The 22,499-nt window shown below is 65.5% G+C and carries 17 protein-coding genes; 10 read left to right on the forward strand and 7 right to left on the reverse strand.

Annotated elements, in window-relative coordinates:
- Window positions 1–219 precede the first annotated feature (219 nt).
- The 4 genes from ABEI27_RS04650 (at window position 220) to ABEI27_RS04665 (ending at window position 5,032) form a co-directional block, all read left to right on the forward strand.
- Window positions 220–1,188: a zinc-dependent metalloprotease gene (locus ABEI27_RS04650; RefSeq protein ID WP_375798241.1), complete on the forward strand. Its 969-nt coding sequence runs from the start codon at window positions 220–222 to the stop codon at window positions 1,186–1,188.
- A gap of 81 nt (window positions 1,189–1,269) precedes the next feature.
- Window positions 1,270–1,827 (forward strand): hypothetical protein, encoded by a 558-nt coding sequence (locus tag ABEI27_RS04655; protein WP_375798242.1) that lies wholly within the window; start codon window positions 1,270–1,272, stop codon window positions 1,825–1,827.
- Between the two features lie 48 nt (window positions 1,828–1,875).
- The gene (locus tag ABEI27_RS04660; protein ID WP_375798243.1) at window positions 1,876–2,112 is read left to right on the forward strand and encodes a hypothetical protein; all 237 of its coding nucleotides are present in this window, start codon (window positions 1,876–1,878) and stop codon (window positions 2,110–2,112) included.
- A 139-nt stretch (window positions 2,113–2,251) separates the two neighbouring features.
- Window positions 2,252–5,032, forward strand: coding sequence for an AAA domain-containing protein (locus ABEI27_RS04665; protein ID WP_375798244.1), 2,781 nt, complete (start codon window positions 2,252–2,254; stop codon window positions 5,030–5,032).
- Window positions 5,033–5,153: 121 nt separating this feature from the next.
- Here ABEI27_RS04665 and ABEI27_RS04670 read toward each other — a convergent pair whose 3' ends face one another.
- On the reverse strand, window positions 5,154–7,958 hold the full coding sequence (locus ABEI27_RS04670; RefSeq protein WP_375798245.1) for an ATP-dependent helicase: 2,805 nt from the start codon (window positions 7,956–7,958) through the stop codon (window positions 5,154–5,156).
- Window positions 7,959–8,220: 262 nt separating this feature from the next.
- On the opposite strand from ABEI27_RS04670, the gene ABEI27_RS04675 reads away from it, so the two are divergent.
- The gene (locus tag ABEI27_RS04675; RefSeq protein WP_375798246.1) at window positions 8,221–8,967 is read left to right on the forward strand and encodes an MBL fold metallo-hydrolase; all 747 of its coding nucleotides are present in this window, start codon (window positions 8,221–8,223) and stop codon (window positions 8,965–8,967) included.
- Window positions 8,968–9,044: 77 nt separating this feature from the next.
- On the opposite strand, the gene ABEI27_RS04680 is transcribed toward ABEI27_RS04675, so the two are convergent.
- Window positions 9,045–9,695 carry a response regulator gene (locus ABEI27_RS04680; protein ID WP_375798247.1) on the reverse strand — a complete coding sequence of 217 codons (651 nt, stop codon included), beginning with the start codon at window positions 9,693–9,695 and terminating at the stop codon, window positions 9,045–9,047.
- A gap of 222 nt (window positions 9,696–9,917) precedes the next feature.
- Between ABEI27_RS04680 and ABEI27_RS04685 the strand changes: the two genes are divergently transcribed.
- Complete coding sequence (locus ABEI27_RS04685) at window positions 9,918–10,268, forward strand: hypothetical protein (protein WP_375798248.1); 351 nt, start codon at window positions 9,918–9,920, stop codon at window positions 10,266–10,268.
- A complete protein-coding gene (locus ABEI27_RS04690; protein WP_375798249.1) occupies window positions 10,265–11,266 on the forward strand; it encodes an alpha/beta hydrolase in 1,002 nt (333 codons plus the stop codon). The genes ABEI27_RS04685 and ABEI27_RS04690 overlap by 4 nt, the downstream gene beginning before the upstream one ends.
- Window positions 11,267–11,281: 15 nt before the next feature.
- On the opposite strand, the gene ABEI27_RS04695 is transcribed toward ABEI27_RS04690, so the two are convergent.
- The 5 genes from ABEI27_RS04695 to glpA form a co-directional block, all read right to left on the reverse strand.
- Window positions 11,282–11,686, reverse strand: a complete 405-nt coding sequence (locus tag ABEI27_RS04695; protein ID WP_375798250.1) for a universal stress protein — start codon at window positions 11,684–11,686, stop codon at window positions 11,282–11,284.
- Between the two features lie 94 nt (window positions 11,687–11,780).
- Entirely contained in the window at window positions 11,781–13,496 is a 1,716-nt protein-coding gene (locus ABEI27_RS04700; protein ID WP_375798251.1) for a hypothetical protein, read from the reverse strand.
- A 68-nt stretch (window positions 13,497–13,564) separates the two neighbouring features.
- Window positions 13,565–14,935, reverse strand: coding sequence for an anaerobic glycerol-3-phosphate dehydrogenase subunit C (locus ABEI27_RS04705; protein WP_375798252.1), 1,371 nt, complete (start codon window positions 14,933–14,935; stop codon window positions 13,565–13,567).
- Entirely contained in the window at window positions 14,932–16,206 is a 1,275-nt protein-coding gene (gene glpB / locus ABEI27_RS04710) for a glycerol-3-phosphate dehydrogenase subunit GlpB (protein WP_375798253.1), read from the reverse strand. The genes ABEI27_RS04705 and glpB overlap by 4 nt, the downstream gene beginning before the upstream one ends.
- On the reverse strand, window positions 16,196–17,956 hold the full coding sequence (gene glpA / locus ABEI27_RS04715) for an anaerobic glycerol-3-phosphate dehydrogenase subunit GlpA (RefSeq protein ID WP_375798254.1): 1,761 nt from the start codon (window positions 17,954–17,956) through the stop codon (window positions 16,196–16,198). The genes glpB and glpA overlap by 11 nt, the downstream gene beginning before the upstream one ends.
- A 381-nt stretch (window positions 17,957–18,337) precedes the next feature.
- Here glpA and glpK point away from each other — a divergent pair, with 381 nt between their 5' ends.
- The 3 genes from glpK to ABEI27_RS04730 all read left to right on the forward strand — a co-directional run bounded on the left by glpK (window position 18,338) and on the right by ABEI27_RS04730 (window position 22,397).
- A complete protein-coding gene (gene glpK, locus ABEI27_RS04720) occupies window positions 18,338–19,879 on the forward strand; it encodes a glycerol kinase GlpK (RefSeq protein WP_375798255.1) in 1,542 nt (513 codons plus the stop codon).
- A complete protein-coding gene (locus tag ABEI27_RS04725; protein WP_375798274.1) occupies window positions 19,876–20,976 on the forward strand; it encodes a hypothetical protein in 1,101 nt (366 codons plus the stop codon). Before glpK ends, ABEI27_RS04725 begins: the two co-directional genes overlap by 4 nt.
- Before the next feature lie 218 nt (window positions 20,977–21,194).
- On the forward strand, window positions 21,195–22,397 hold the full coding sequence (locus ABEI27_RS04730) for a Cdc6/Cdc18 family protein (protein WP_375798256.1): 1,203 nt from the start codon (window positions 21,195–21,197) through the stop codon (window positions 22,395–22,397).
- Window positions 22,398–22,499 lie beyond the last annotated feature (102 nt).

Consider the following 22,499-nt stretch of genomic DNA (forward strand, 5'->3'; position numbering starts at 1 on the left):
ATTAGAATTACATTATATGGGGGCCGAATCAACGGGAGCCGTCCAGATCCGATGTGAGTGTGGAAACTGGATCCACGGCCAGGCATCGGATGGCATCGTCAGGTGTGAGTGCGGCGCAAAGTACGCGGTGACTATCACGGAACTGTCGGCCGAGGCGAATCACTAGTTCCCACCTGTCCCCCGGACAAGCGTTTTGCGCGCTCGTCCCCTGTGGTGGATATGAACCTGTTTCGGAGTGTTCAGGCAGTCGCGGGCGCGGGCGATTCCGACGGGGCCGGACAGATCGACTGGACGGCCGTCGCGACGGCCGCCAAGAGCGCGACGGATCCCGGCGGGCTCGACCTCTCCGAGGGCGAGCAGAGCGGGTACGCCACGGACGTTCGCGACGCCCGTGAGCGACTCCGATCGGTCGGCGGCCTCGACTTCGATGTCCCGGAAACCATCGAGGTTCAGAGCCGTCACCACTGGATCGACGCCAACGTCGAGACGTTTCGCCGCGTGATGCGACCGATCGAAGCCGAAGTGAGCGTTGCGTTCCCGAGCGCGACCCGGGTGATCAACACCGGATCGATGGCCTTCGTCCTCTCGTTTCTCGGCTCGAACGTGCTCGGCCAGTACGATCCGTTGCTGCTGGCGGAGGGAGACGGAGCGGAACACGGCCTCTACTTCGTCCATCCGAACATCGTCGCGGCGGCAGCGGAACTCGACGTGGACTACCCGCGGTTTCGACGCTGGATCGCCTTCCACGAGGTCACCCACGCCGCGGAGTTCGGCGCTGCGCCGTGGCTCTCCGAGCACCTCGAAACCCGGATGGAAGACGGCCTAGAAAAACTCACAAGCGGGAGTCTCGACCGCGAGGCCTTCCAGGAGGTCGACGTCGCGATGACTGCCGTCGAGGGATATGCGGAACTCCTGATGGACCGCGCCTTCGACGCGGAGTACGCCGACCTACGAGCGAAACTCGACGCGCGGCGCAGCGGTGGCGGACCGCTCGCGCAGTTGGCCCGCCGCCTGCTCGGACTCGGAATGAAACGGCGGCAGTACGAGCGGGGGGCCGCGTTCTTCGAGGCCGTCGCCGACCGTCGCGGACTCCAGGCCGCCGGAGCCGTCTGGAAACGCCCGGAAAACCTCCCGACGGCTGCGGAACTCGACGATCCGCTGCAGTGGCTCACCCGCGTCGATCCGTGAGCGGCCCGGTGCAGGCCCGACGTTCGGCGTTCAGCCGACGCCAACCGTCATACTCTTTCTACCGGGGACCGAATCCGAAGTATGCGCGTTAGAGACTGGCAGGACATCCTCGCGGACGTGACCGACGCCGGCGTCGATCCTGACGGCTGGCGGGCCGTCGCCGGCGACCGCCGCGACGGACTCGGCGAGGATCTGTACCTCGGGCACCCCAATGCCGGCGTGTACGCACTGAAGACGTACGCGAAGAACCCGAGAGAACTTCGTGGCGTCGGGGGCCGCGTCGCCCGCCGGATCGACGAAGACCTCGAACCGTTGCTCCCCAGGCAGGAGCGTGACGACCCGGGCAACTTCGCGGTGCAGTCGCCGCCGGAAGACGAGGACCACGCCGAAATGATGGCCAAGCGCCTCGAAGAGGCGGTGAAGGTTCACGCCGAGGCCCCGACGTCCCCGGACGACTTCTTCGAGGACGTGATGGACGCAATCGACAGTCCGGCGTTCGGGCCGATGGACTACGAGTTCGACGGCCGCCCGGGTCGACTCGACGAACTGAGCGAGGAGTTCGCCGACGCCGACGAACTGCTCTCGAAGGATCTCGACGACCTCGTCGACGAGGACGGCGTCGGTCGCGGGTTCCAGTGATGGCAGGAAACACATCGCCTCCCGAACCCCGAACGGGGTCGATCTGACGTGGTCGGTCCGAGCCTGACGGACTCCGAGCGCGACATCGCCAGTCGACGGCTCAAGTTCGGGTTCGTCGCTCTCGTCGCGGCCTCTGGCGGCCTCATTGCGCTCCAGGCCGGCGGATCGCTCTTCATTATCGCCGCCGGACTCGTCGCCGGTCTCGTGCTCGGCGCTGTGCTGCTATGGTTCCTCCTTCGCTGGTGGTCGGAGTTCCTGCCACACCCCGACCACGGGCGTCGGTGAGGGTTCCGCTCCCGTCGAATCCAGGGCTGTCGTCGTCATTTTCACCGGAAACGACGCCTCCCTCTTGTGCTTGGGGGGGGGCCGTCGGTCCATCTCCCCGACCGATAGCGTCTTACCCCGCGACCCGCAGGGACGTTACGTGAAACTGCGCGGTCGCATCGTCGAAGTGGGCGACGAGCGAGAAGTCGAAACGTCGTACGGGACGCGCTCGCTCGCGGAGGTCACGGTCCGTCCGACCCCGGGGGCCGGCGCGCCGAGCGCGGACGGCGGCACAGAATCCGGCGGCGAGACGCACGCCGACGTGGCGGGCAGCGCCGCCGATCTCACCCTATGGGGCAAGTGGACTGAGACGGTCAAACACGCCGAACCCGGGATGGACCTGCTCGCGACTGCCCTCGAAACCGACGAGTACCGCGGCGAGACGACGTACGCGACAACGGGCGACTCCCACGTCGTGCTCGAACCCGACTTCCTCGTGGACGTGACCGACGTGCGCTCGTGGGTCCAGTGCCCGCGAATGTACTACCTGAACAAACTCTCGGGGATACCGCTGAACTACCCCGTGGTCAAGGGAACAATCGTCCACGAGGTGTTCGGTGATCTCCTCCGCGATCGCGACCTCGCGGCGTCGATCGACGAACGCGTCGGCGAGGCGGGACTGGAACTCGGCCTTCTCGGTCGCGAGGCCGACGAGGTCCGCGACGAGGTCCGTCGCAACGCGGCGGCTATCGAGGGGTGGCTGTCGCAGGGCACACTCACCGAAGCGGACGCCTGGCGCTCGGAGTACACGCTGATCTCGCCGACGTACGGCATCAAAGGGCGCGCCGACGCGCTCCGCCGGGGGATGCCCGTCGAACTCAAGACGGGGAAGAACACCAAGCGCGAGCCCCGGTTTCAGGACAAGATTCAGGCGGCCGCATACGCGCTGATCCTCGAAGAACGGGGCGTCTCCGCCGACACGGGTACCCTCCTGTACACGAAGAACACGGCGCTGGAACGCACCGAGGAGACGGGCGACCTCTCGCCCGCGAAGGAGTTCTCGATCGGTGACGGTCTCTTCGATTTCGTCGTCCGGACCCGCAACGAGATTGCGGCGATGGAGTTCGACTCGTCGGTGCCGACGGGCTACGAAGCGGACGCCCGCTGTGAGTACTGCTTCGAGCAGGACACTTGTATGGTCGTCTCCGGCCGTCTCGACCAGGAATCGAAGGCCGGGCAGGTCGGCACTCCGGTTCCCGAGGTTGAGCGCGCGTACTTCGACCGATTCTATCAGGCAATCGAAGCCGAGCGCCGCGCGGTCCACGCCGAATACCGGAAGCTCTGGGAACAGTCTGCCGAAGCGCGCGCGGACGACGACCGAGCGCTGATCGACCTGGAGCCCGCGGGCCGAGTCGAACTCGACGACGGCCGGTGGGAACTCCGCGCCGAGAAGCCCTCCGACGCCGTCTCGAAACTCCGTGAGGGCGACGTCGCGCTCGCGAGCGATGGCGACCCCGTCGCGGGCCACGCCGAACTCTGTCGGATCGTCGACGTCGGTGACGAAGTCGTCGTCCGCGCCGACGAACCGCTCTCGGTCCGCCGACTCGACGTGTACCCCTCCGAAATCGGCGTCGACCGGATGCTCACCGCACTCCACGACTTCGTTCTGAAGGGTGACCCCGATAGGAAAGACGCGCTCTTCGACCGCCGTGAGCCGACGTTCGCGGACCGCTCAGCGTCGCCCGGCACCTACGTCGACAACAACGCGGCCCAGGACGAGGCTGTTCGGCTGGCGATCGACGCCGACGACTTCGCGCTGATCCACGGGCCGCCGGGGACGGGCAAGACTCACACTATCGCACGGATCGTCCGCGCCCTCGTCGAATCCGGCGAGCGCGTCTTGCTCTCGGCGTTCACTAACCGCGCGGTCGACAACGCGCTCGAAGCGGTCCGCGAGGCCGGGGTCCAGAACGTCGTTCGCGTCGGAACCGAGAACGGCGTCCGCGAGGATATGCTCGACGTCCGTCTCGAACGCGGTGGTGACCCGAACGAGCGGGCGGCGGCGCTTCGCGACGCGCCGGTCGTCGCAGCCACGACTGCCACCTGCGGGTCGCGGGTGATGCGCGAGCAGTCCTTCGACGTCGCACTGGTCGACGAGGCGTCGCAACTCACCGAACCGAGCACGCTGGCCGCCACCAACTTGGCCGAGCGGTTCGTCCTCGTCGGCGACCACCAGCAACTGCCGCCGGTCGTGCAAGCCGGCCCGTCGCCGAGGAACGTCGAGGCCCTCGAGACTGCCGAGACTTCGGACCACGAGGACGGCGCGAACGCGCTCACGACGTCCCTCTTCGAGCGGCTCATCGACGACCACCCGGCGGCCTCGGTTCTGCTCGACCGGCAGTACCGGATGGCCCAGCGCATCCAGGCGTTCTCGTCCACCGAGTTCTACGACGGTGCGCTCAGACCCGCCGACGGGACGGTCGCCGCACAGCGACTCGCGGACCTCGGCGTCGACGAGGCCGCGCTTCCATCTGACCTTCGGGACTCCGTCGCCTTCGTCGACCCCGACGGCGAGCGGGTCGGCAACACGAACCCCACCGAGGCCGACCGCGTCGCCAACCTGGTCGACGCCTACGTAGACGCCGGCGTCGATCCCGACGACATCGGCGTCATCGCCCCCTTCAGGGCACAGGTCGCCGAGATCTCGCGCCGGACCGACGTGACCGTCGACACCGTCGATCGATTCCAGGGGTCCGCCGAAGAGGTGATCGTCGTTTCCTTTGTCGCGACCGGGACGCTCGATGGCCCGCTCTTCGAGGACCACCGGCGGATGAACGTCGCGCTCACGCGGGCGAAGAAGGCGCTCGCGCTCGTCGGCGACGCCGACGCGCTCGGGTCGGATCCGTTCTACGCGCGACTACTCGACTGGGCGCAGCGGTAGACGGGCACGGTCGGGGGCTGCGTGAGCTGACGGTTCGGCCGGTGGTCAAAATCGCCTGGGCCTGCTCGTCGCCGGATTCGCTGGCTTCGCACTCCAACACGTCTCGTCAGCGACCGCTCTCCTATGAGGACGTCGTCCCCGGTTCGGAGACGGTCTCGTCTCCCTCGTCGATGGCGTCTTGAACGCGTGCGTGGAACTCCTGTAGCACCGCGCTCTCGTCCTCCGCAAGGACGACGTCGCTGGCGAGCAGCGTCGCCAGCCCGAACGCCCGCGGCGTCGGCGAATCGACGCGAATCGAAGACACGGTCACGTCGCCGCGGTCGATCGCGTGCAGGATCTCCTCGATCGCGCGGAGATTGAGTTTGTCCTCGATTATCTCACGGTAGGTCTCCTCCATCACGGCGAAATCGTCCAGGTCGTCGGCGAACGAGAGCAACATCTCCGCAGACACCTGCTGTTCGGCGGCGGACTTCTCGTACCCCTTATAGCGCTTCAGGATCATCAGCGACCGGGTGGCGTCGATCCGGAAGTACCGCTTCAGGAGATCGGTCTCCTCCAGCGCCTCTCGGAGTTCGACTCTGACGGCCGCGGGATCGAGGTCCCGGAGGATGGCCGCGACGTCGACTTTCCGGTTCAGCGGCATCGACAGCGAGAAGCCGTTGTCGGCGACGGCAATCTGCACGTTCGCGTTCGTCCGGTTCGCACACCGGGCGGCCACCAGCCTGGAGAGGCCGTCGTTGAACCGCCGGCCGTACGGCGAGTGGACGTAGAAGTGCCGGCGATAGGTCTCTCTGTCCAGTTCCGCTTCGACGACGAACCGCTCGTCCGTCGCGACGCTCTCGGCCCCGGCGTACTGGTGCTGCTCGTCGAACAGTTGGGCGATCGCGCGAACGGCGTTCTCGTCGATCGGAAAGTCGCGCAGCCACCCGCGAACGGCCGGACGTCCCCCCGCGCGGAGGTGATCGAGCACGTCGCCCTGGAACGAGGCGATCTCGCGCCCCAGATCGTACGAGAGCGGGAGCCGTTCTGAGAACCACGACGGGACCGTCGGCCGGGCGCTCGTCCGATCGACGTACACCTTCGACCCGCGACGGTAGCGGTAGGCGAATCGGTCGCCACCGAGAACGAAAACGTCGCCCTCTTCGAGCGTGTCGAGGTAGTTCTCGTCGAGCGTGCCGACCCACTCGTCACCGTTGCGGGTCCGCACCTCGCACGTGAACGAGTCCGGTATGGTCCCGATGTTCGTCATATAGATGACGCGCGCCATCCGACCGCGCTTGCCGATGAGTGGCTCGCCCACGTCGAACCCGTCGTGATGGTGCGGCCCCGACGGGGGATCGTTGGTGTCGCGCCAGATCTTCGCGTAGACGTTCTTTGCTTCCAGCCCCTCGTAGTCGGCGGTGAGATACCGGCAGAGCCGTTCCCAGTCGCGATCGGTATAGTTCCGATACGGGTACGCCCGTCGCAGCGTTTGCAGGACCTCCTCCTCCCGCCGGACCGCGTTGATCGCGATCCCATAGATCTGCTGTGCGGCGACGTCGTGGGCCTTCTCGGGGATGAACACCCGATCGACGAACCCCGACTTCGCCTTCTGGAGCATCACCGCACACTCGACCAACTCGTCGTGATCGAGCGCCAGGACCCGCCCCTCGACGGTCTGGCCGAGGCTGTGGCCCGCACGTCCGACCCGCTGCAGCAGCGACGCGACGGACTTCGGAGACCCGACCTGAATCACCAGATCCAGATGCGGCATATCGATCCCTAACTCCAGACTCGTCGAGGTGGTCACCACGTCGAGCGAGCCGGATTTCAGGCCTTCCTCGATCGCCTGCCGCCGCGATTTCGAGAGGCTCCCGTGGTGACAACCGGAGTTGTCATCGTCGTACGCGTCGAAGCTCCCGCGGAGGTTCTCGAGGACGCGCTCGGCACCCGAACGGGTGTTCGTGAACACCAGCGTGTTCTCGTGGTCGTCGATCAGTTCGTGCAGGCGGTGGTAGAACCCGTTCTGGATCTCGGATCTGGGCGTGTTAATCAGGTCGTCGGTGGGACACTCGAGTTGTAGGTCGAAGTCGCGGACGAACCGCGTATCGACGATTTCGTGATCTCTGACCGTGCCCTCGTCGTCGCGGCCGACGAGAAACTCCGCCATCGTCGAGAGCGGTTCGACTGTCGCCGAGCAGCCGATCCGCGTCGGCGAGGTCTCCGCGAGGTCCTCGAGGCGCTCCAGCGACACCGAGAGATGCGTGCCGCGCTTGTTCTCCGCGAGGCTGTGGATCTCGTCGACGATCACGTACTCGACGGTCCGGAGTTTCTCCCTGAACTTCGGCGCGTTGAGCAGGATCGCGAGCGTCTCCGGAGTCGTGTTGAGGATGTGTGGCGTCTCCGAGAGCATCCGCTGCCGGTCGGCGCTGTCGGTGTCGCCGTGCCGGATGGCGTGTCTGACCTCGACGTCGGCTCCACGATCACCCAACCGCTCGCTGATCCCCTCCAAGGGAACGGTCAGGTTCCGGTGGATGTCGTTGGCCAGCGACTTCAGCGGCGAGACGTAGAGGCAGTACACCGAATTCTCCAGTCCGTCTTCGCGCTCGCGATCACGCGCGAAGAGATCGTTCAGAATTGCGGTAAACGACGCGAGCGTCTTGCCGCTCCCAGTGGGTGCACAGACCAGCGCGTTCGTTTCCTCGTCGACAAGCGGGATGGCCTCCCGCTGCGGCGGGGTGAAGAAGCCGCCGTTCTGCGGAACGTATTGGCCGAACTCCTCGACCCACCACTCGCGAACTGCGGGTTCGAGCCGGTCCAGGACGGGTTCGTCACTGATTTCGACTTCTCCCGGGTCGAAATCGAACGCCGTGTCGCCATCGGTGGTTCGGCCGTCGCTGGGATCCCGCGCGATTTCCTGTAGCAGTTCGCGCCCGCGTTTCGGCATCGTGTGTCGGTTAGGCCGCACGGGTAAGTGGGTTCTGTCCGGGCCGGGTCTCGCCCGCGGGATCGCTCCGAGGCTTTATATACCAACACGGGGCCAGCACTGCCGTGACGTAGCACCCGTCCGGGGTCGAGTCGCGGTTGTCCGACACGTCGATCTCGGAACGGAACGAAACTGCCGTGTCGGCTGCTCGCCTCTCCACACAGCGTCGGCGATCCGCCGTCGGTCCCGAACGCCTATCGGCGGACCGGCCCAACACCCAGCGATGCGACTGACCTTCCTCGGGACCGGAAGCGCGATGCCCGTTTCCGACCGCGTGCAGACGGGGCTCTTGCTCCAGTCCGACGACCGCTCACTTCTCGTCGACTGCGGCAGCGGCGTGCTCCACCGACTTGCGGGAACCGACGTCGACTACGAGGGCGTCTCGACGGTGCTTTTGACGCATCACCACCTCGATCACGTCGCCGACCTGCTGCCGCTGTTGAAAGCCCGCTGGCTGGCCGGCGAGGAACACCTCGAAGTGGTCGGCCCCGCGGGAACGAAGTCGCTTCTGGACGGACTCCTCGAGGTCCACGAGTACCTGCGGGGCCGCGTCGACCTGAGCGTGCGCGAGGTCGGGCCGACCTCCTTCTCTGTCGCCGGGTTCGACGTCAGCGCGACCGAAACTGACCACTCGATGGACTGCCTGGCGTATCGCTTCACCACCGCTGACTCGGCCGGCGACGTCGTCTTCTCGGGCGACGGTGAGGCGACCCCGGGGCTGGCAGCCTTCGCCGACGGGGCGGCCGTCCTCGCGCACGACTGTTCGTTCCCCGACGACGTCGACGTTTCCAACCATCCGACGCCGTCGCAACTCGGACGCGCACTCGCTGGCCACGACGTCGGCCGGGTCTACCTGACGCATCTCTATCCCCACACCCGAGGCCGCCACGAGGAGTTAGTCGAGTCCGTGAGGACTCACTACAACGGCGACGTTGCGGTCGCCCGCGACGGCCTTTGCGTGGAGGTATAGCGACGGTCTTCGCGTGGAGACTTTCGCTCGGAGGTGTAGCGGCGGCCCTCGCGTAGAAATCTAGCGACACCGAAACGTCAGCCGACGCCGTTCGAGTCACTCTCACGCAGTTCCGAAGCCGCAATCAGGAGCCGATCGTCGGCGAGCGCAGTCACCAGTTTGGACTCGGTGAAGAGGCTCCCGTCCGACCGAAGCCCGCGACTCCGGCCGTGCCACTCGCCGCCGCCCTCGACGACTGGCAGGATATGCGTGCGGATGTGCTCGACCTCGTCGTGCGGGTGGAGTTCGGTCCAGTGTCTCCCCCGTGCCTCGTCTGCCGCGTATCCGTACAGAGAGGCGTACGTCTCATCTGCCTCCTCGAAGCGCTCGTCGGCCCTCAGGATTCCGACACCGTCGGCCTCGGTCTCGACCTCCGGATCGAACGTTCCCTCGCCCTCGACGGCGTGTTCGACCCGACGGACCAGCATCGTGTACTGGTCGGTCCCGAACCCCTTCTGAGGGCAGTCGGTCAGTCCCGCACGGACGGTCTCGGCGGCGACGTTGTCGGGTTCTTCGCCCGAGAAGAGCAGTACCGGCAACTTCGGGCGATGGCCGCGGACGGCTTCCAGAAACGTCACGCCGTCCACATTGGGCATATTGTAGTCGCTGACGACGCAGCCGAACGTGGCGTCCGCTGACTGAATCCGATCGAGTCTCGCCCCGGTGTGGTTTCGATCGTCACCTCGCACTCAACCTCGGTCGAGTCACGTTCCAGATGCGTCTTCACCAACTCCCTTAAGTGCACGTCGTCGTCGACGTAGAGGGTCGAGAGCGGTTCACCGGTCGAAGTAATAGGTCCACCTGGAAGCCTCGAGAAGTAGTGGTATCGGCCGAAACGATCGATGGCGCTCGCCCGATTGGCCGCACTGCGCGCGGCAACTGTTTACTCCCCCTGGGTCGAACACGTAAGTATGAACGACGTCATCTCCGGCCTCGAGGGCGAACTCCGCTCTAACGGGATCAACGTCGAGTCGCTCGACACCGACGGCGAAACGGTCGAGTTGGTTTACCTGACGGCGTTTCCCGACGTCTCGGTGAATCATCAAGAGATGGGACGCGCGCTCTCGACGTTCGTCGACGCGTTCGGACACGGCGAGTGGGACCCCGCGCGCGTCGATGCGACGGTGCTCCGCCACGAGGAGAACGTTCAGGGGACGTGGCACGCCGAGGCCGAGTGGTTCCGGCAGTACGCCGAGTACGACATCACCGGCGAGGAGTTCTCGGCGCTCGTCATCGACACGCTCTCGGAGGGCGACCGGTGACATCCCCTCCGGCCCCGGACGCCGACCAGGACACGCAAGTGACCGAAGACGGGTCGCGTGTGGCGGTCGCACCCTCGGGTCGCCGCCGGCGACCGTCCCGCTACGAGTTTTCGTCCGTGCGGATGACATTCCGGAGCGACGGCGAACGCTGCGTCGGCCGACTCTACCGGCCGGATCGACCGGCGGAGCCACCGCTCGTCGTGCTCTCGGGCGGACTCCTCGGCACGAGTTCGTCCGGTCTGAGCCAGTATGCCGAGCGGCTTGCTGCGGCCGGCTACGCATCCTTCCGATTCGACGTGCGGTACACGGGCGACAGCGACGGGACGCCGCGAAACCTCCTGGCTCCGGCGCGCCAGCGCACCGACTGGGAGGCGGCTATCGCCGGCCTTCGCGGCCGGGGCGACGTCCCCACCGATCGACTCGTGCTCTGGGGGACCGACCTCGCCGGGGGGACGGTCCTCGACGTCGCCGCCAACGATACGCGCATCCGCGCGGTGGTCTCACAGACGCCGATCCTTTCGGGTCGTGCGTTCCTTCGCGCCCGCGGCCCGGGATTTTTCGCTCGCGGCGTCCTCGCCGGCGTCCGAGACCTCATTCAGTCTCCGCTGGTCGGGATCCACGACGTCGCCGTCGCGTCCGGGAGCGGGGACGACAGCCGCGGTCCGGCACTCGTGTCGTCGCCGAACGCGTCCCGAAAGTACCGCGAACTCGTCTCTGACGACGAGTGGACGAACCGGACGCCGGGGCGATCGCTTCTTGCGCTCGCCCGAGACACCGCTCACGACGACCGCGAGCGAATCTCCTGTCCGACACTCTTCGTCGGCGGGACACGCGACGACGTCGTTGCGCTCGACGAAGTCCAGGCGGCCGCGGACTCGCTCCTCGACGCGACGCTCATCAGACTCCCGGTCGATCATTTCGATCTCTACGCGGGTGACGGCGTCGAACAAGCAGTCGGCCACGGCCTGGCGTTTCTCGAAACCGCCGTCGAACCCTGAAACGCACGCGGCTTCCTACTCCACCTCGACGAGCGGGACGACGGCGATCGGCTGATTCGAGTGGAGCAGGATTCGCTGGGTAGTACTCCCGAAGACCACCTTCGCCGTGGGGTTCCGCTTGCGAATCCCGATGACGATCTCGTCGGCGTCGATGTCATCGGCGTGCTCCAACACGTCCGTGTAGGGCGCGTTGCTGCGGACGAACTGGTGCGTCTCGACCGAGGTGACTCCGGCGAGTCGTGAGGAGACGACGTTCAGCGACTCTTCCCCCTCGCGAACGTCCTGGCTGTCGGTGTCGTCGCCGCCGGGCAAGGAGTTGACGGCGTGTACCTCGTCGCTCCGCGAGACGCGATCGATGAGATAATCGCACAGTTGCGCGCTGGTGTCGACGTGATTCGTCGCAAGTACGTAGGTCGCCATACTACGAGGCCCGCGTGGAACGTACAAAAATACACCCCCGTCGGTCGGACCGACACTAAAACGCCGGCCTGCGCTCGCGCTCTCGACGCGCTTTTCACTCTCGTCTCTCCCAGAACTCGCTCGCGACCACGACGAAACCGAGCAGACAGCAACCGCCCGTGATCACGGCCGGAAGCGTCCACGAACCGGTGTAGAGTCCGGTAGCACCGGCCATCAGGCCTCCGGCGGCGACGACGAATCCAAACCGAACGAACACGGCCCAGAACCGCGACAGCGACTCGCTTCGGGTCCAGATCGTCGTGTGATAGAACAGCAACAGCCCGCTGCCAACGAACAATCCGCTCGCACCCACCGTCTGAGCCACCTGCTCGAAGTAGACCGCAGGACCGCCGGCGACGATAGCGTCGTAGGAGTAAAACACCGGACCGGCCAGCGCCACAGCGAGCACCTGAGTGGCGACCGCCGCGGGAAGCGTTCGGTTCTCGTCGTCTGCCCCCTGTGGTCCGTTCGCTCGGGCGTATCGGTGTGTCCGCCAGATTACGCCGATAGCGAAGAGGATTCCACACACGACGACTGCGCCAGCGGCGAGCGCGTACGAAGGCGGCCAGTACTCGACACCGGAGTGTCGGTGGATGTGCGATGCGGCGGCGAGCGTCAGGGCACCGAACGCGACGAGGACGAGCGACGGCGGAGCCGTCAGATACAGCGGTCGCGTCACGGGCGGCGTGGGCGAGTCACGGCCGTCTCGAGATAACATAAACTGCGGGATCCGACGGCTCACGCGCGACCAGTACCACAGGCCGTAGGCCCCGAAGAGGAACATCCCGCCGACGAGGACGAACGTCGGAGCGCCGCGGACCGGTTGCGCCACGAGTGCCCGAACCTCCGATAGACTGAGCGCGTCGAGGACGCGAACGAACGAGAGAAGCGGCAACGCCGACAGCAACAGGCCGACAGCCACGCCAGCGACGGTGACGAGCCCCTCGATGGGGTTTCGAAACGCCGGACCGACGATGTCGTAGATCGACGCCTCGACGTCGACATCTCGACTCCGGTCAGAGCCCGGTAGCCACTGGATCCGCTCACGCACCGCGCCGTAGGCCGACCACGCGAGGACCGACAGTTCGGGAAGCGGGAAGAACAGGCCGACCACGAAGACCAACAACCCGAAGAACGCGATCATCATCGCCAGCATCGCGCACAGGACGGGCGCGAGGACCACGCGGAGCATCACCGACCGACGGTCCGCGGCGTCCGGGTGCACAGACGGCGTCTCTGCGGGGTCGAGGAGATCGGCCTCGTCGGAATCCCCGCTTTCCTCGGCCAACCCGGCTGTCTGAACGATGCCGGCCAGTTCTCCAGTCGGCCGGAAGGGATCCGAGCCACCGCCGAAGTACGCGAGAAAGCCGATTGCGACCAGGGCGGTCGAACCGGGGAACCAGAGCACGTCGGGACCGGGAAGCGCCCCGGTGTAGTGTAAATACATCGCGAACGCGCCGCCCGTGGTCAGCGCCCGCGGCACCGGCCGGTCGGTCCACGCGCCGAAACTGGTCGGTAACAACTCGGGGACGAGCAGGTAGATCCCGATCAGGTACAGCAGCCACCGCGACGCGAGACTCGCGAGTCCCAAGAGCGTGGAGTTTCCGGCGAATGCTGTCAAGACTGTGGTGAAGGCTGCGCTGTCGGCGAGCGTACCGAGCAGTTCACCGAGGTTGTTCCACGGTGTGTACGCGGCGGCTCGAAGGAACAGACCGCTGGCCGCGACCGACCCGAGCACGGGTCGCCACGACCGGACGACGCGCCGGACCATCGACTACGTCTCGTGAACCGTGGGAGAAAAACGTACGCGTTACGCGGTGGTCGTCCCCGCGCCGTCGCTCACTCGACGAGCGCGGCGTCGAGCAGTTCCAGCGGGTGACGGATGTCGTAGCCGGTTCCGTGTTCCATCTGCATCGCACACGTCGGACACTCGGTCATCCCGGTCTCTCCGCCGGCATCTTCCATATGATCGAACATCTCGTCGCCGATCTCCATCGACTTCTCGTACTTCTCTTCCTTCCAGCCGTACGTGCCCGAGATGCCCGAACAGGAGTCACCGACGTCCTCGACGGCGACGCCTTCGAGATCCCCGAACAGTTCGACGGCCTGCCGTTCGAGCCCCTGGTTCCGGGCGTGGCACGGCGCGTGGTACGCGAACTCACTTGCGAGGTCACCGTCGACCTCGGACGCCTCGATCTCGTCGGTGAGGTCCTCGTGGATCCGGAGGTACTCGACGGACTCGAAGGTGTTCTCCGCCACCGTGTCGACGCCGTCGATGTCGAACAGTTCGGGATACTCCTGCCGGAGCGCCATCGAACAGGAGGTACAGGAGGCGATGGCGTCGTAGCCTTCCTCGACTAAGTCCGACATCGAGGAGATGTTCACCTCGGCGTGGCGGCGCGCGTCGTCGAGCATTCCGTTGGCGAACATCGGCGTGCCGGAGCACTTCTGCTCGGGGACGACGACTTCGTATCCGAAGTGCTCGTAGACGCGGATCATCGACTTGCCGACTTCCGGCGTGTTGTAGTTCGAGTAACAGCCGTGGAAGTACGCCACCTTCTTGTCGGCGTCACGTGGTTCGCCGCGCCGCTCGCGGGCGTCTCTCGCACGCTCGCGCGATCCGGCGGCGGCCCCTTCGCGCTCCCACCACTCGCGGAAGGTCTCGGTCGCGAACTCGGGGAACTCGCGCTCTTTCGTGACGCCGAGCGTCTTCTCCATCACCCACCGCGCGGGCCCGAAGTTCATCGCGAAACTCGCGAGGCGCGGGACCTTGCTGGCCAGCCACGCCGACGTGCGGTAGTTCGCGAGAATCCGGTTACGCCAGTACTCGACCGACGTCTTGGACATCTCCTCGGCGACGTACTCGCCCCGAGCGGTGTTGTGCATCTGTGAGAGGGGAACACCCGACGGACACGCGTTGTCGCAGCGCATACAGTTCGAGCAGTCCATAATCGAGTCGTCGATCGAGTGATCGTCCTCCTGGCGCTTGAGTCGCCACTGCTCCGGGCCCTGGAACTTCGGTCCGGGGAAGTCGTCGTCGACCTCCGCGACCGGGCAGTTCGTGTCGCACGCCGAGCACTTGTAGCACGAATCTGCGCCGGGACGCAGGTCGAAATCGTTCGCGTCAGGGAAGACGTCGACCGGTTCGAAGTCCTCGCCCGCGTTCGGTTCTACCGGTTCGAATGGTGACGGAGATTCTGCGTCGCTCATCGTACCCTCGCTGCCGCGCTTCGGCCGGCGGCGTAGCCTGTCGCAATCGAGACGCCGCTCCCGGACTTCTCAGCGGCGTAATCGTAGCCGCCGAGAACCGAGCCGGCGGCTCTGAGATTCTCGAACTCGACGTCGTCCGTGGCGTCGGTCGGCCGGAGGTCCGCATCCGTTCGGACGCCGAACCGCGCGAACTCGTGGTCGCCGAACGCGTCGCGGTCGGACCACGCGTACCGATCCTCCGGGTGTGCGATGTGACAGCCGAAGATCGGTTCGTACACGTCGTCGCGCTCGGATTCGATGCCCTTCCCGACGAGTCCGCCCGTTGCGAGCACGTACTCGTCGGCAGCGTAGGGGATCCTCGCGCCGTTCTTCTCGACGTACACCTGCTCGATCTCTCTCTTTCCGTCGAACCCGACGACCGGGTTGCCGGTCTCGAAACTCGCACCGGCGGCGTCGAGCGCATCGAACAGTGCGTCCTCGAGGCGCAGTCCCGGCAGCGAGGGCGGTCCCATCGGCACCTCGAAGACCGCCGCGCCGAGTCGCTCGGCGAGCGACTCCCGGACAGCGCCGGCGGCGTCGTCGCCGAGGATCGCCGGGAATCCGACCCGTCCCTCGCCGTCGAGGTGCGGATCCACCTTATCGGCGAGCGCCTCGCGAACCGGCCGTTCGCGGCCGCCGACGGTCACCGTTCCGTCCGTATCGAGTAACTTCGCGTACCGGGTGACCTTCGCGTCGGCCCGGAGGTCGCCGGGGAAGCGAATGGTCACTCCGCGTACGTCGAATGGAACGTCTGCGGCCTCGAGGTGAGCCGCCGCGCGCGGCGCGTCGAAGTCCGTCATCGACTCCAATCCGACGAGCAGGACGTCGCGCTCGTCGCTCGCAAGTCCCGCGCTCGCGGCGGCCGGGTACCGCGCCGTCGGCTTGATCGCCCCGCCGTGAGTCGGCAAGAGGGCGTTGGCGTCGGTGTGCGACCCCCGGTAGTTGGCCGCGGCCTCGTCGAACAGCGACATCGCCTTTTCGACGGTGCCCGTTCCGACGGTCTGGTACGGGTGTTCGCTCGGGAGTTCTGGAATCGCGGCGTATGGATCGACGATCGGCCCGTCGCCGTCGGGGAGATACCCCAGGATGTCGATCAGTCCGGAGGCGTGTCGGAGCGTGCTCTGCTTGTACGAGACGAGTCGCACGTCTGCGCCCGCCCGCGCAGCAGAGAGCGTGGCCGTCAGTCCGGCGATCCCGCCACCGATCACGAGGATGTCAGAGTCAATCGCCACGCCCGTACCCTCCGTCGGCGACGGCGTCGGTGCCGGAGCCGGTCCGGTCGGTACTGGCTTCGTTCCCCCTGCCGGCGTCCGGCGCGCCGCCGTCGAAAGCGGCGAACTCGACTTCGCTCTCTCCGTCGGCCGGGTCGCGGTCGCGGTTCTGCGTCGTCGCGTGCAGCGCGTAGTTCAACATCGCCTGTGAGAGCTGTTCGCCCCACAGGGCGTGGCGCTGGCCCTTCCAGCGCTCCTGGAGGAGTTCGTCCCAAGCGGCCCGACTCGTCTGTTCGTCGTGATTGCCGTGGAGTTCGTTCGCCAGCCGGTGGCAGCAGAAGCCACCTTGACAGTTGCCCATCGACGCACGCGTCCGGATCCGAACCGCGTTGAGGTCCGATCCCGACTGTGAGATGGCGTCCTGCACCTCGGCGCGGGTGACCCCCTCACAGCCGCAGACCGTGGGGTTCGGTCCGGAGACGTCGAGGACCTCGTCGGCGCGGGATCCGAGCCGTTCGGCGCTCCGCCGGCCGATCGGCGAACGGAGGCCGAACTCGTCCATATAGTCCCGGAGCAGCGAGAAGTCCTCGCTGCCCGGCAGCGGTTCCTCGGCCGTGCGGCACTCGGCGTCGATGCCGAACTGCGCGCAGACGTGATCGGAGATCTCCTCGCCCATCATCCGGTAGGTGGTGAACTTCCCACCGACGATGCTCGTCATTCCGCCCAGATCGTCGCGCTCGTCGTGATCCAGGAGGAAGTAATCGCGCGTGATGTCCGTCGGGTCGTCGCTGCCGACGTCCGGGGGTTCATACAGCGGTCGGACGCCCCAGAACGAGCGGATCGTCCGGGCGTCTTCCAGCATCGGGACTAGTTCCGAGAGCGTCTCGATCATCAGGTCGACCTCCCAGCCCTCCTCGGGGTAGTCCTCGGGGTCGTCGACCTCCTCGTCGGTCGTCCCGAGGATGCACGTCGTCTCGTGAGGGACGACGATGTCGGCGTCGCCCTTCGGCCGACAGCGGTTGATGACGGTGTCCACCTGGCGGGTGTTCATAATCGTCATCACGCCCTTCGAGGGGCGAACCTCGATATCGACGCCGGCCATCTCGCCGATGCGACCGGCCCAGGCCCCCGTCGCGTTGACGACGTAGTCGGCACGGAGTTCCTCAGTGCCGCCCTCGGTCCCGTGGACCCGCACGCCGGACCCAGACGCGTGGTCGACCTCGACGCCGACGACCTCGCCGTCCTCGACGAGCAGATCCGTGACGGTCGAATGGGTCTCGATCCGCGCCCCGTGTTCCTGTGCGCTCGCCGCGTTGGCGACGACCAGTCGGAAGGGATCGACCGCCCCATCGGGAACCGAGATCGCCTTCTCGATGTCGCCCGCCAGGTGGGGTTCGATCTCGCGCGCCTCCTCTGCGGAGAGGACCTCCGTGGGGATATCGCAATCCTTGCAGCCTTCGAGTTTCTCCTGGAAGTACTCCTCTGAGTCCTCCGGGCGTTTGACGAACAGTCCGCCCGTCATCTCGACGCAGTGACTCGCGATGTCGCGGAGCACGCGATTCTCTTCGATACACTCTGTAGCGCTCGCTTGGTCGGAAACCGCATACCGGCCACCGCTATGGAGGAGTCCATGCATCCGCCCTGTCGTCCCGTGCGTCAGGTTACCCTGCTCGAGGAGTGTCACGTCCAACCCCCGCATCGCAAGGTCACGCGTGATCCCCGCCCCAGTCGACCCGCCGCCGATGACGACGATGTGTGGTGGCGATGCCATTCGTACACACACGGTTCGGAGTCGACCTACTTTATTTCATCGGTAAATCGATTGTCGCAGTAAAAATTACGATCGAACAGGGGAGACCCGAATAATGACTATCAAAACGCCTATAGCGTCTGTATGGGTTCCAGTACCAGGAGGTAGGCTCGTGTAATCGCCCGAAAGCGTGCCGCGGCAGAAACGAGCGTAAGAGCAGTCTCCCCCCATCGACCTTCGCACGCGTTAAGACAGTATAGTAGTTAGCGTTATTCTGCACGCTTGTCGATTATCTTTACTGACTGCCCGCGGATCTGGATAACATTTATTAGGTCTTAGTATATTGTTCATTAGCAAGGCGGCAACGGTAGTCAAGATGTCGCCGGATGGAGACTGAACCCAATGGCAAACACATACGTCGGCGCAATCGACCAGGGGACCACTGGCACGCGGTTTATGGTATTCGATCACAGTGGCCAGGTCGTCGCCAACGACTACGAGAAACACGAACAGATCTACCCGAACCCGGGCTGGGTCGAGCACGATCCTGTCGAGATTTGGGAGAACACGAAGGACGTCGTCCAGAACGGCCTCAAGCAGGCAGGCATCGACGCCTCGCAACTGGAGGCCCTCGGCATTACGAACCAGCGCGAGACCACGATCGTGTGGGACAAAGAGAGCGGCAAACCCGTTCACAACGCCCTTGTCTGGCAGGACCGGCGGACGACCGACCGCGTCGAGGAAATCGAAGCAGACGGAAAAGTCGAGGAGATCCGCGGGAAGACCGGCCTCGAAGCCGACGCGTACTTCTCTGCAACCAAAACCGAATGGATTCTTGATAACGCCGAACCGCTGAAGCTCGATCACGCCCGTTCAGACGACCTCCGTTCCCGCGCGGCTGACGGCGAACTCCTGATGGGGACCATCGACGCGTGGCTCATCTACAACCTGACGGGCAACCACATCACGGACGTGACCAACGCGTCGCGGACGATGCTGTACAACATCAGGGACCTCGAGTGGGACGACGAACTGCTCGAGGAGTTCAACGTCCCGAAGAATATGGTCCCTGAGGTCCGTCCGTCCTCGGACAAAGATTACTACGGTCACACCGATGCCGACGGCTTCCTCGGCGAAGAGGTCCCCGTCGCCGGCGCGCTCGGTGACCAGCAGGCCGCCCTGTTCGGTCAGACGTGCTTCGACGCGGGCGACGCGAAGAACACCTACGGCACGGGCTCGTTCTACCTGATGAACACCGGCAACGAGGCCGTCGAGTCCGATCACGGGCTCCTCACGACGATCGGCTTCCAGATGTCCGACGAGCCTGTCCAGTACGCGCTGGAGGGTTCGATCTTCGTCACTGGCGCAGCGATCGAGTGGCTCGAAGACGTCGATCTGATCAACAACGCCGCCCAGACGGCCGAACTGGCTCGGTCGGTCGATTCCACCGACGGCGTCTATATGGTCCCGGCGTTCACGGGACTCGGCGCGCCGCACTGGGACGGTCGCGCACGCGGGACCATCGTGGGAATGACCCGCGGCACGGGCAAAGAACATCTCGTCCGTGCCACCCTCGAATCGATTGCCTACCAGACTCGGGACATCGCGGAAGCGATGGAGGCCGACTCCGGCGTCGATATGACGACGCTCCGAGTCGACGGCGGTGCGGTCAAGAACAACTTCCTCTGTCAACTCCAGTCTGACATCATCCAGACGGACATTGCCCGGCCGCAGGTCGACGAGACCACGGCGCTCGGCTCGGCGTACGCGGCCGGACTGGCGGTCGGCTACTGGGACAACATCGATCAACTCCGCTCGAACTGGCAGGTCGATCGCGAGTTCGAGCCCGAGATGGACAGCGAAGAGGCCGACGGAATGTACGACCGGTGGGACGACGCGGTCGAGCGCTCACTCGACTGGGCCCAAGACGAGGGAGGTGACTGATCTTGGCACTGCTCCAGTTGCTCTTCGGACTGGGTGCCGGTGACTGGCTCGCGCTCTTCATCGCCGCGTTCGCCGGCGGTGCCTTCGGCGCGGCGCTGGGTGCGCTCCCGGCGTTCATCTTTACCGGATTTATGGTCATCGCTGGCGAGGCGGTCAACACCCTCGCGAGTGACCTCTCCGGTGCCGTCAGCGCTGAGATCGGGACTGGGATCACCGGCTTCGTGGCGTTCGGACCCGTATTCGGTCCGCACGTCTCGTTCGCCGGTGGTGCCGCTGCGGCCGCCTACGCCGCTCGCCAAGGGTATATGGACACCGGCTTCGACTTCCACGAAGCGAAAAACATCGCTCACGCACTCGGAACGAAACCCGACGTGCTGGCGGTTGGAGGGCTCTTCGGCATCCTCGGGATGATAATCCGGCAGGTCTCCGGCGGCCTCGGCCTCCCGTGGGACCCCATCGCGATGGGTGTCGTCCTCTCAGCCGTCTTCCACCGGGTCATCCTCGGGTACCCGCTCATCGGTGATGCGAAAGGTGGCAGCCTGTTCGATATGTCGCCGTTCGAGCGCGAGGAGATGATCCAGACCGCCGAGGGCGGCGAAGTCGTCGCTGACGGCGGAGTCGCAGATGCGGAAAACGTCATCGAACGGTTCGCGGTCGAGCCGTGGCTTCCCCACCAGTACAAGTGGCCCAACGTCGCAATGATCGGCACTGTCACGGGGATCCTCGCAGCCTACACCACGGTTCAGACCGGCAGCATCTTCCTCGGGTTCGGCATCAGTGCCGCCTCCCTGCTGTTCCTCAACTGCGGCGTCGAACAGATTCCGGTCACGCACCATATGACCCTGCCCGGCGCGACTGCGGCCGTCGCGCTCGCCGGCGGCGTGGGATCGATGGCGATCGTGCCGTCGGTGCTGATCGGCGGCCTCTTCGGACTCACTGGCGCGCTGACTGGCGAAGTGATCCAACGGATCTTCTATTCGCACTCCGACACCCACTTCGACCCGCCCGCGGCGGCGATCGTGATTAACACGTTCGCAATCGCGCTGCTCTACTTTGCAGGAGTCTTCCCGAGCGCGGCCTGGGTCCCGCTGCCCTAACTCCCGCACTACCCTCTCCTGTCTCAGTTGAACCTGCCCACCGAACGATAGACGTAGTCCGCTACTGATGCACCACCCCGTCCCCTCGCGTTCGCCCTCCAGTTTCTCTGTGATACCGGTAGTGGCGTCAACACCCGGTTTCTTTGGAGGGAGTCGGCGTGGCGAAGAGTATTTTTATCAGGATCGAAGATGCGATAATAACGAATTGGTAAGTTGCCATGGATCTTGACGCGCGGATCAAACGACGACAGGCACACGACGAGGGACAGCGGCTGGTCCAGAACTACGAGTCGCTCTCGCCGGCGGCACACATCGAAGAGCCGTCGGATCGCGGGCCGGTCTTCGAGCGACTCCTCGATCACCTCGATCCCGTCTTCGAGGGGACGTTGCCGCCGAACGCATACGTCCACGGGGCGTTCGGCTCCGGCAAGTCGGCCATCGTCACGGCACTCTTTACCCATCTGAACCGGCTCTCGACGCAGACCGGTTCTGTTATCCACACCAGCACCCGGGCGGCCTCGCCGACGATTCCGGAGTTCGTCTACCTGGATATGCGTGAGACAGCCAGCGAGTTCGCGTTCTACCACTGGATTCTCGACGCCTGCGTCGAGGAGACGGTCCCGAAGCACGGGATCAGCACCGACGAACTTCGAACGCGACTGCACGATGCGCTCAGTCAGTGGTACACTGGGGCCGTGCTCGCAATCGACCACATCGGCGAGCCCGATAGTATTGAGACGGAGACGCTCGTGAACCGGCTCTCGGGACTGCCGAGCAACGTGAGTTGGCTCGCGATCAGCCGGAAGCCACCAGAGGAGACTGACCTCACCACCTACACCGCCACGTCGATCGAGATCAACCGCTACCAGCGACAGATGCTCGTCGACGTGTTGATGACTCGCGCCTCGGCGGGCCTTACCCAACAGGCCCTTGACCACGACCTCGCCCGCAAGATCGCCGAGTGGGCCGACGGCAACGCCCACGACGCGCTGGCGGCGTTGTTTATCGCCGCCGATCGGGCGAACCGGGAGCGACGCACCCGACTCAAGGACGCCGACGTGGCCGCCGCGATTGAGGAGATCCCCCGGCCATCGGTGTCGATGGCCCGGGTCCAGGCGCTGCCGGAAAACAAACAACTCGTGCTCCGGAAACTGGTGGATCTCCCTTCGGAGAATCGGGCGTCGGTCGCCGCAACGACCGACGCCATCAGCACCAGTCCCGGACTCGACCTCTCGCGCGGGACGGTCAAGCGCTTCCTCTACGAGATGGCGGAGATCGGCATCGTAGACCGCGTGCAGGCGGAGGGCAACAGCGGGAAAGGCCGGCCACCGAGCCGCGTCGAACTCCGATTCCCCGCGACGCTGTTCCGTCGGCTGTACGACCTTCGACAGGACTCGACCGTCGCTCCCGCCGAACTTTAAGTGCTGATTGGGCTGTTCCGCTTCCCCGTTCGTGGGGCGACGGCCGACAGTATGATTATGACGTGGTTCCGTGATTTTTATGCTTGCGTCCGGAATCCTCAA

This window comes from Halobellus sp. (assembly GCF_042218505.1).
Classification (GTDB): domain Archaea; phylum Halobacteriota; class Halobacteria; order Halobacteriales; family Haloferacaceae; genus Haloquadratum.

Bases quoted from the DNA above. Each gene is read 5' to 3' on its own strand.
- ABEI27_RS04650 (WP_375798241.1), top strand. From the start codon at position 220: ATGAACCTGTTTCGGAGTGTTCAGGCAGTCGCGGGCGCGGGCGATTCC.
- ABEI27_RS04655 (WP_375798242.1), top strand. From the start codon at position 1,270: ATGCGCGTTAGAGACTGGCAGGACATCCTCGCGGACGTGACCGACGCC.
- ABEI27_RS04670 (WP_375798245.1), bottom strand. From the start codon at position 7,958: ATGCCGAAACGCGGGCGCGAACTGCTACAGGAAATCGCGCGGGATCCC.
- ABEI27_RS04675 (WP_375798246.1), top strand. From the start codon at position 8,221: ATGCGACTGACCTTCCTCGGGACCGGAAGCGCGATGCCCGTTTCCGAC.
- ABEI27_RS04685 (WP_375798248.1), top strand. From the start codon at position 9,918: ATGAACGACGTCATCTCCGGCCTCGAGGGCGAACTCCGCTCTAACGGG.
- ABEI27_RS04695 (WP_375798250.1), bottom strand. From the start codon at position 11,686: ATGGCGACCTACGTACTTGCGACGAATCACGTCGACACCAGCGCGCAA.
- ABEI27_RS04700 (WP_375798251.1), bottom strand. From the start codon at position 13,496: ATGGTCCGGCGCGTCGTCCGGTCGTGGCGACCCGTGCTCGGGTCGGTC.
- ABEI27_RS04705 (WP_375798252.1), bottom strand. From the start codon at position 14,935: ATGAGCGACGCAGAATCTCCGTCACCATTCGAACCGGTAGAACCGAAC.
- glpA (WP_375798254.1), bottom strand. From the start codon at position 17,956: ATGGCATCGCCACCACACATCGTCGTCATCGGCGGCGGGTCGACTGGG.
- glpK (WP_375798255.1), top strand. From the start codon at position 18,338: ATGGCAAACACATACGTCGGCGCAATCGACCAGGGGACCACTGGCACG.
- ABEI27_RS04730 (WP_375798256.1), top strand. From the start codon at position 21,195: ATGGATCTTGACGCGCGGATCAAACGACGACAGGCACACGACGAGGGA.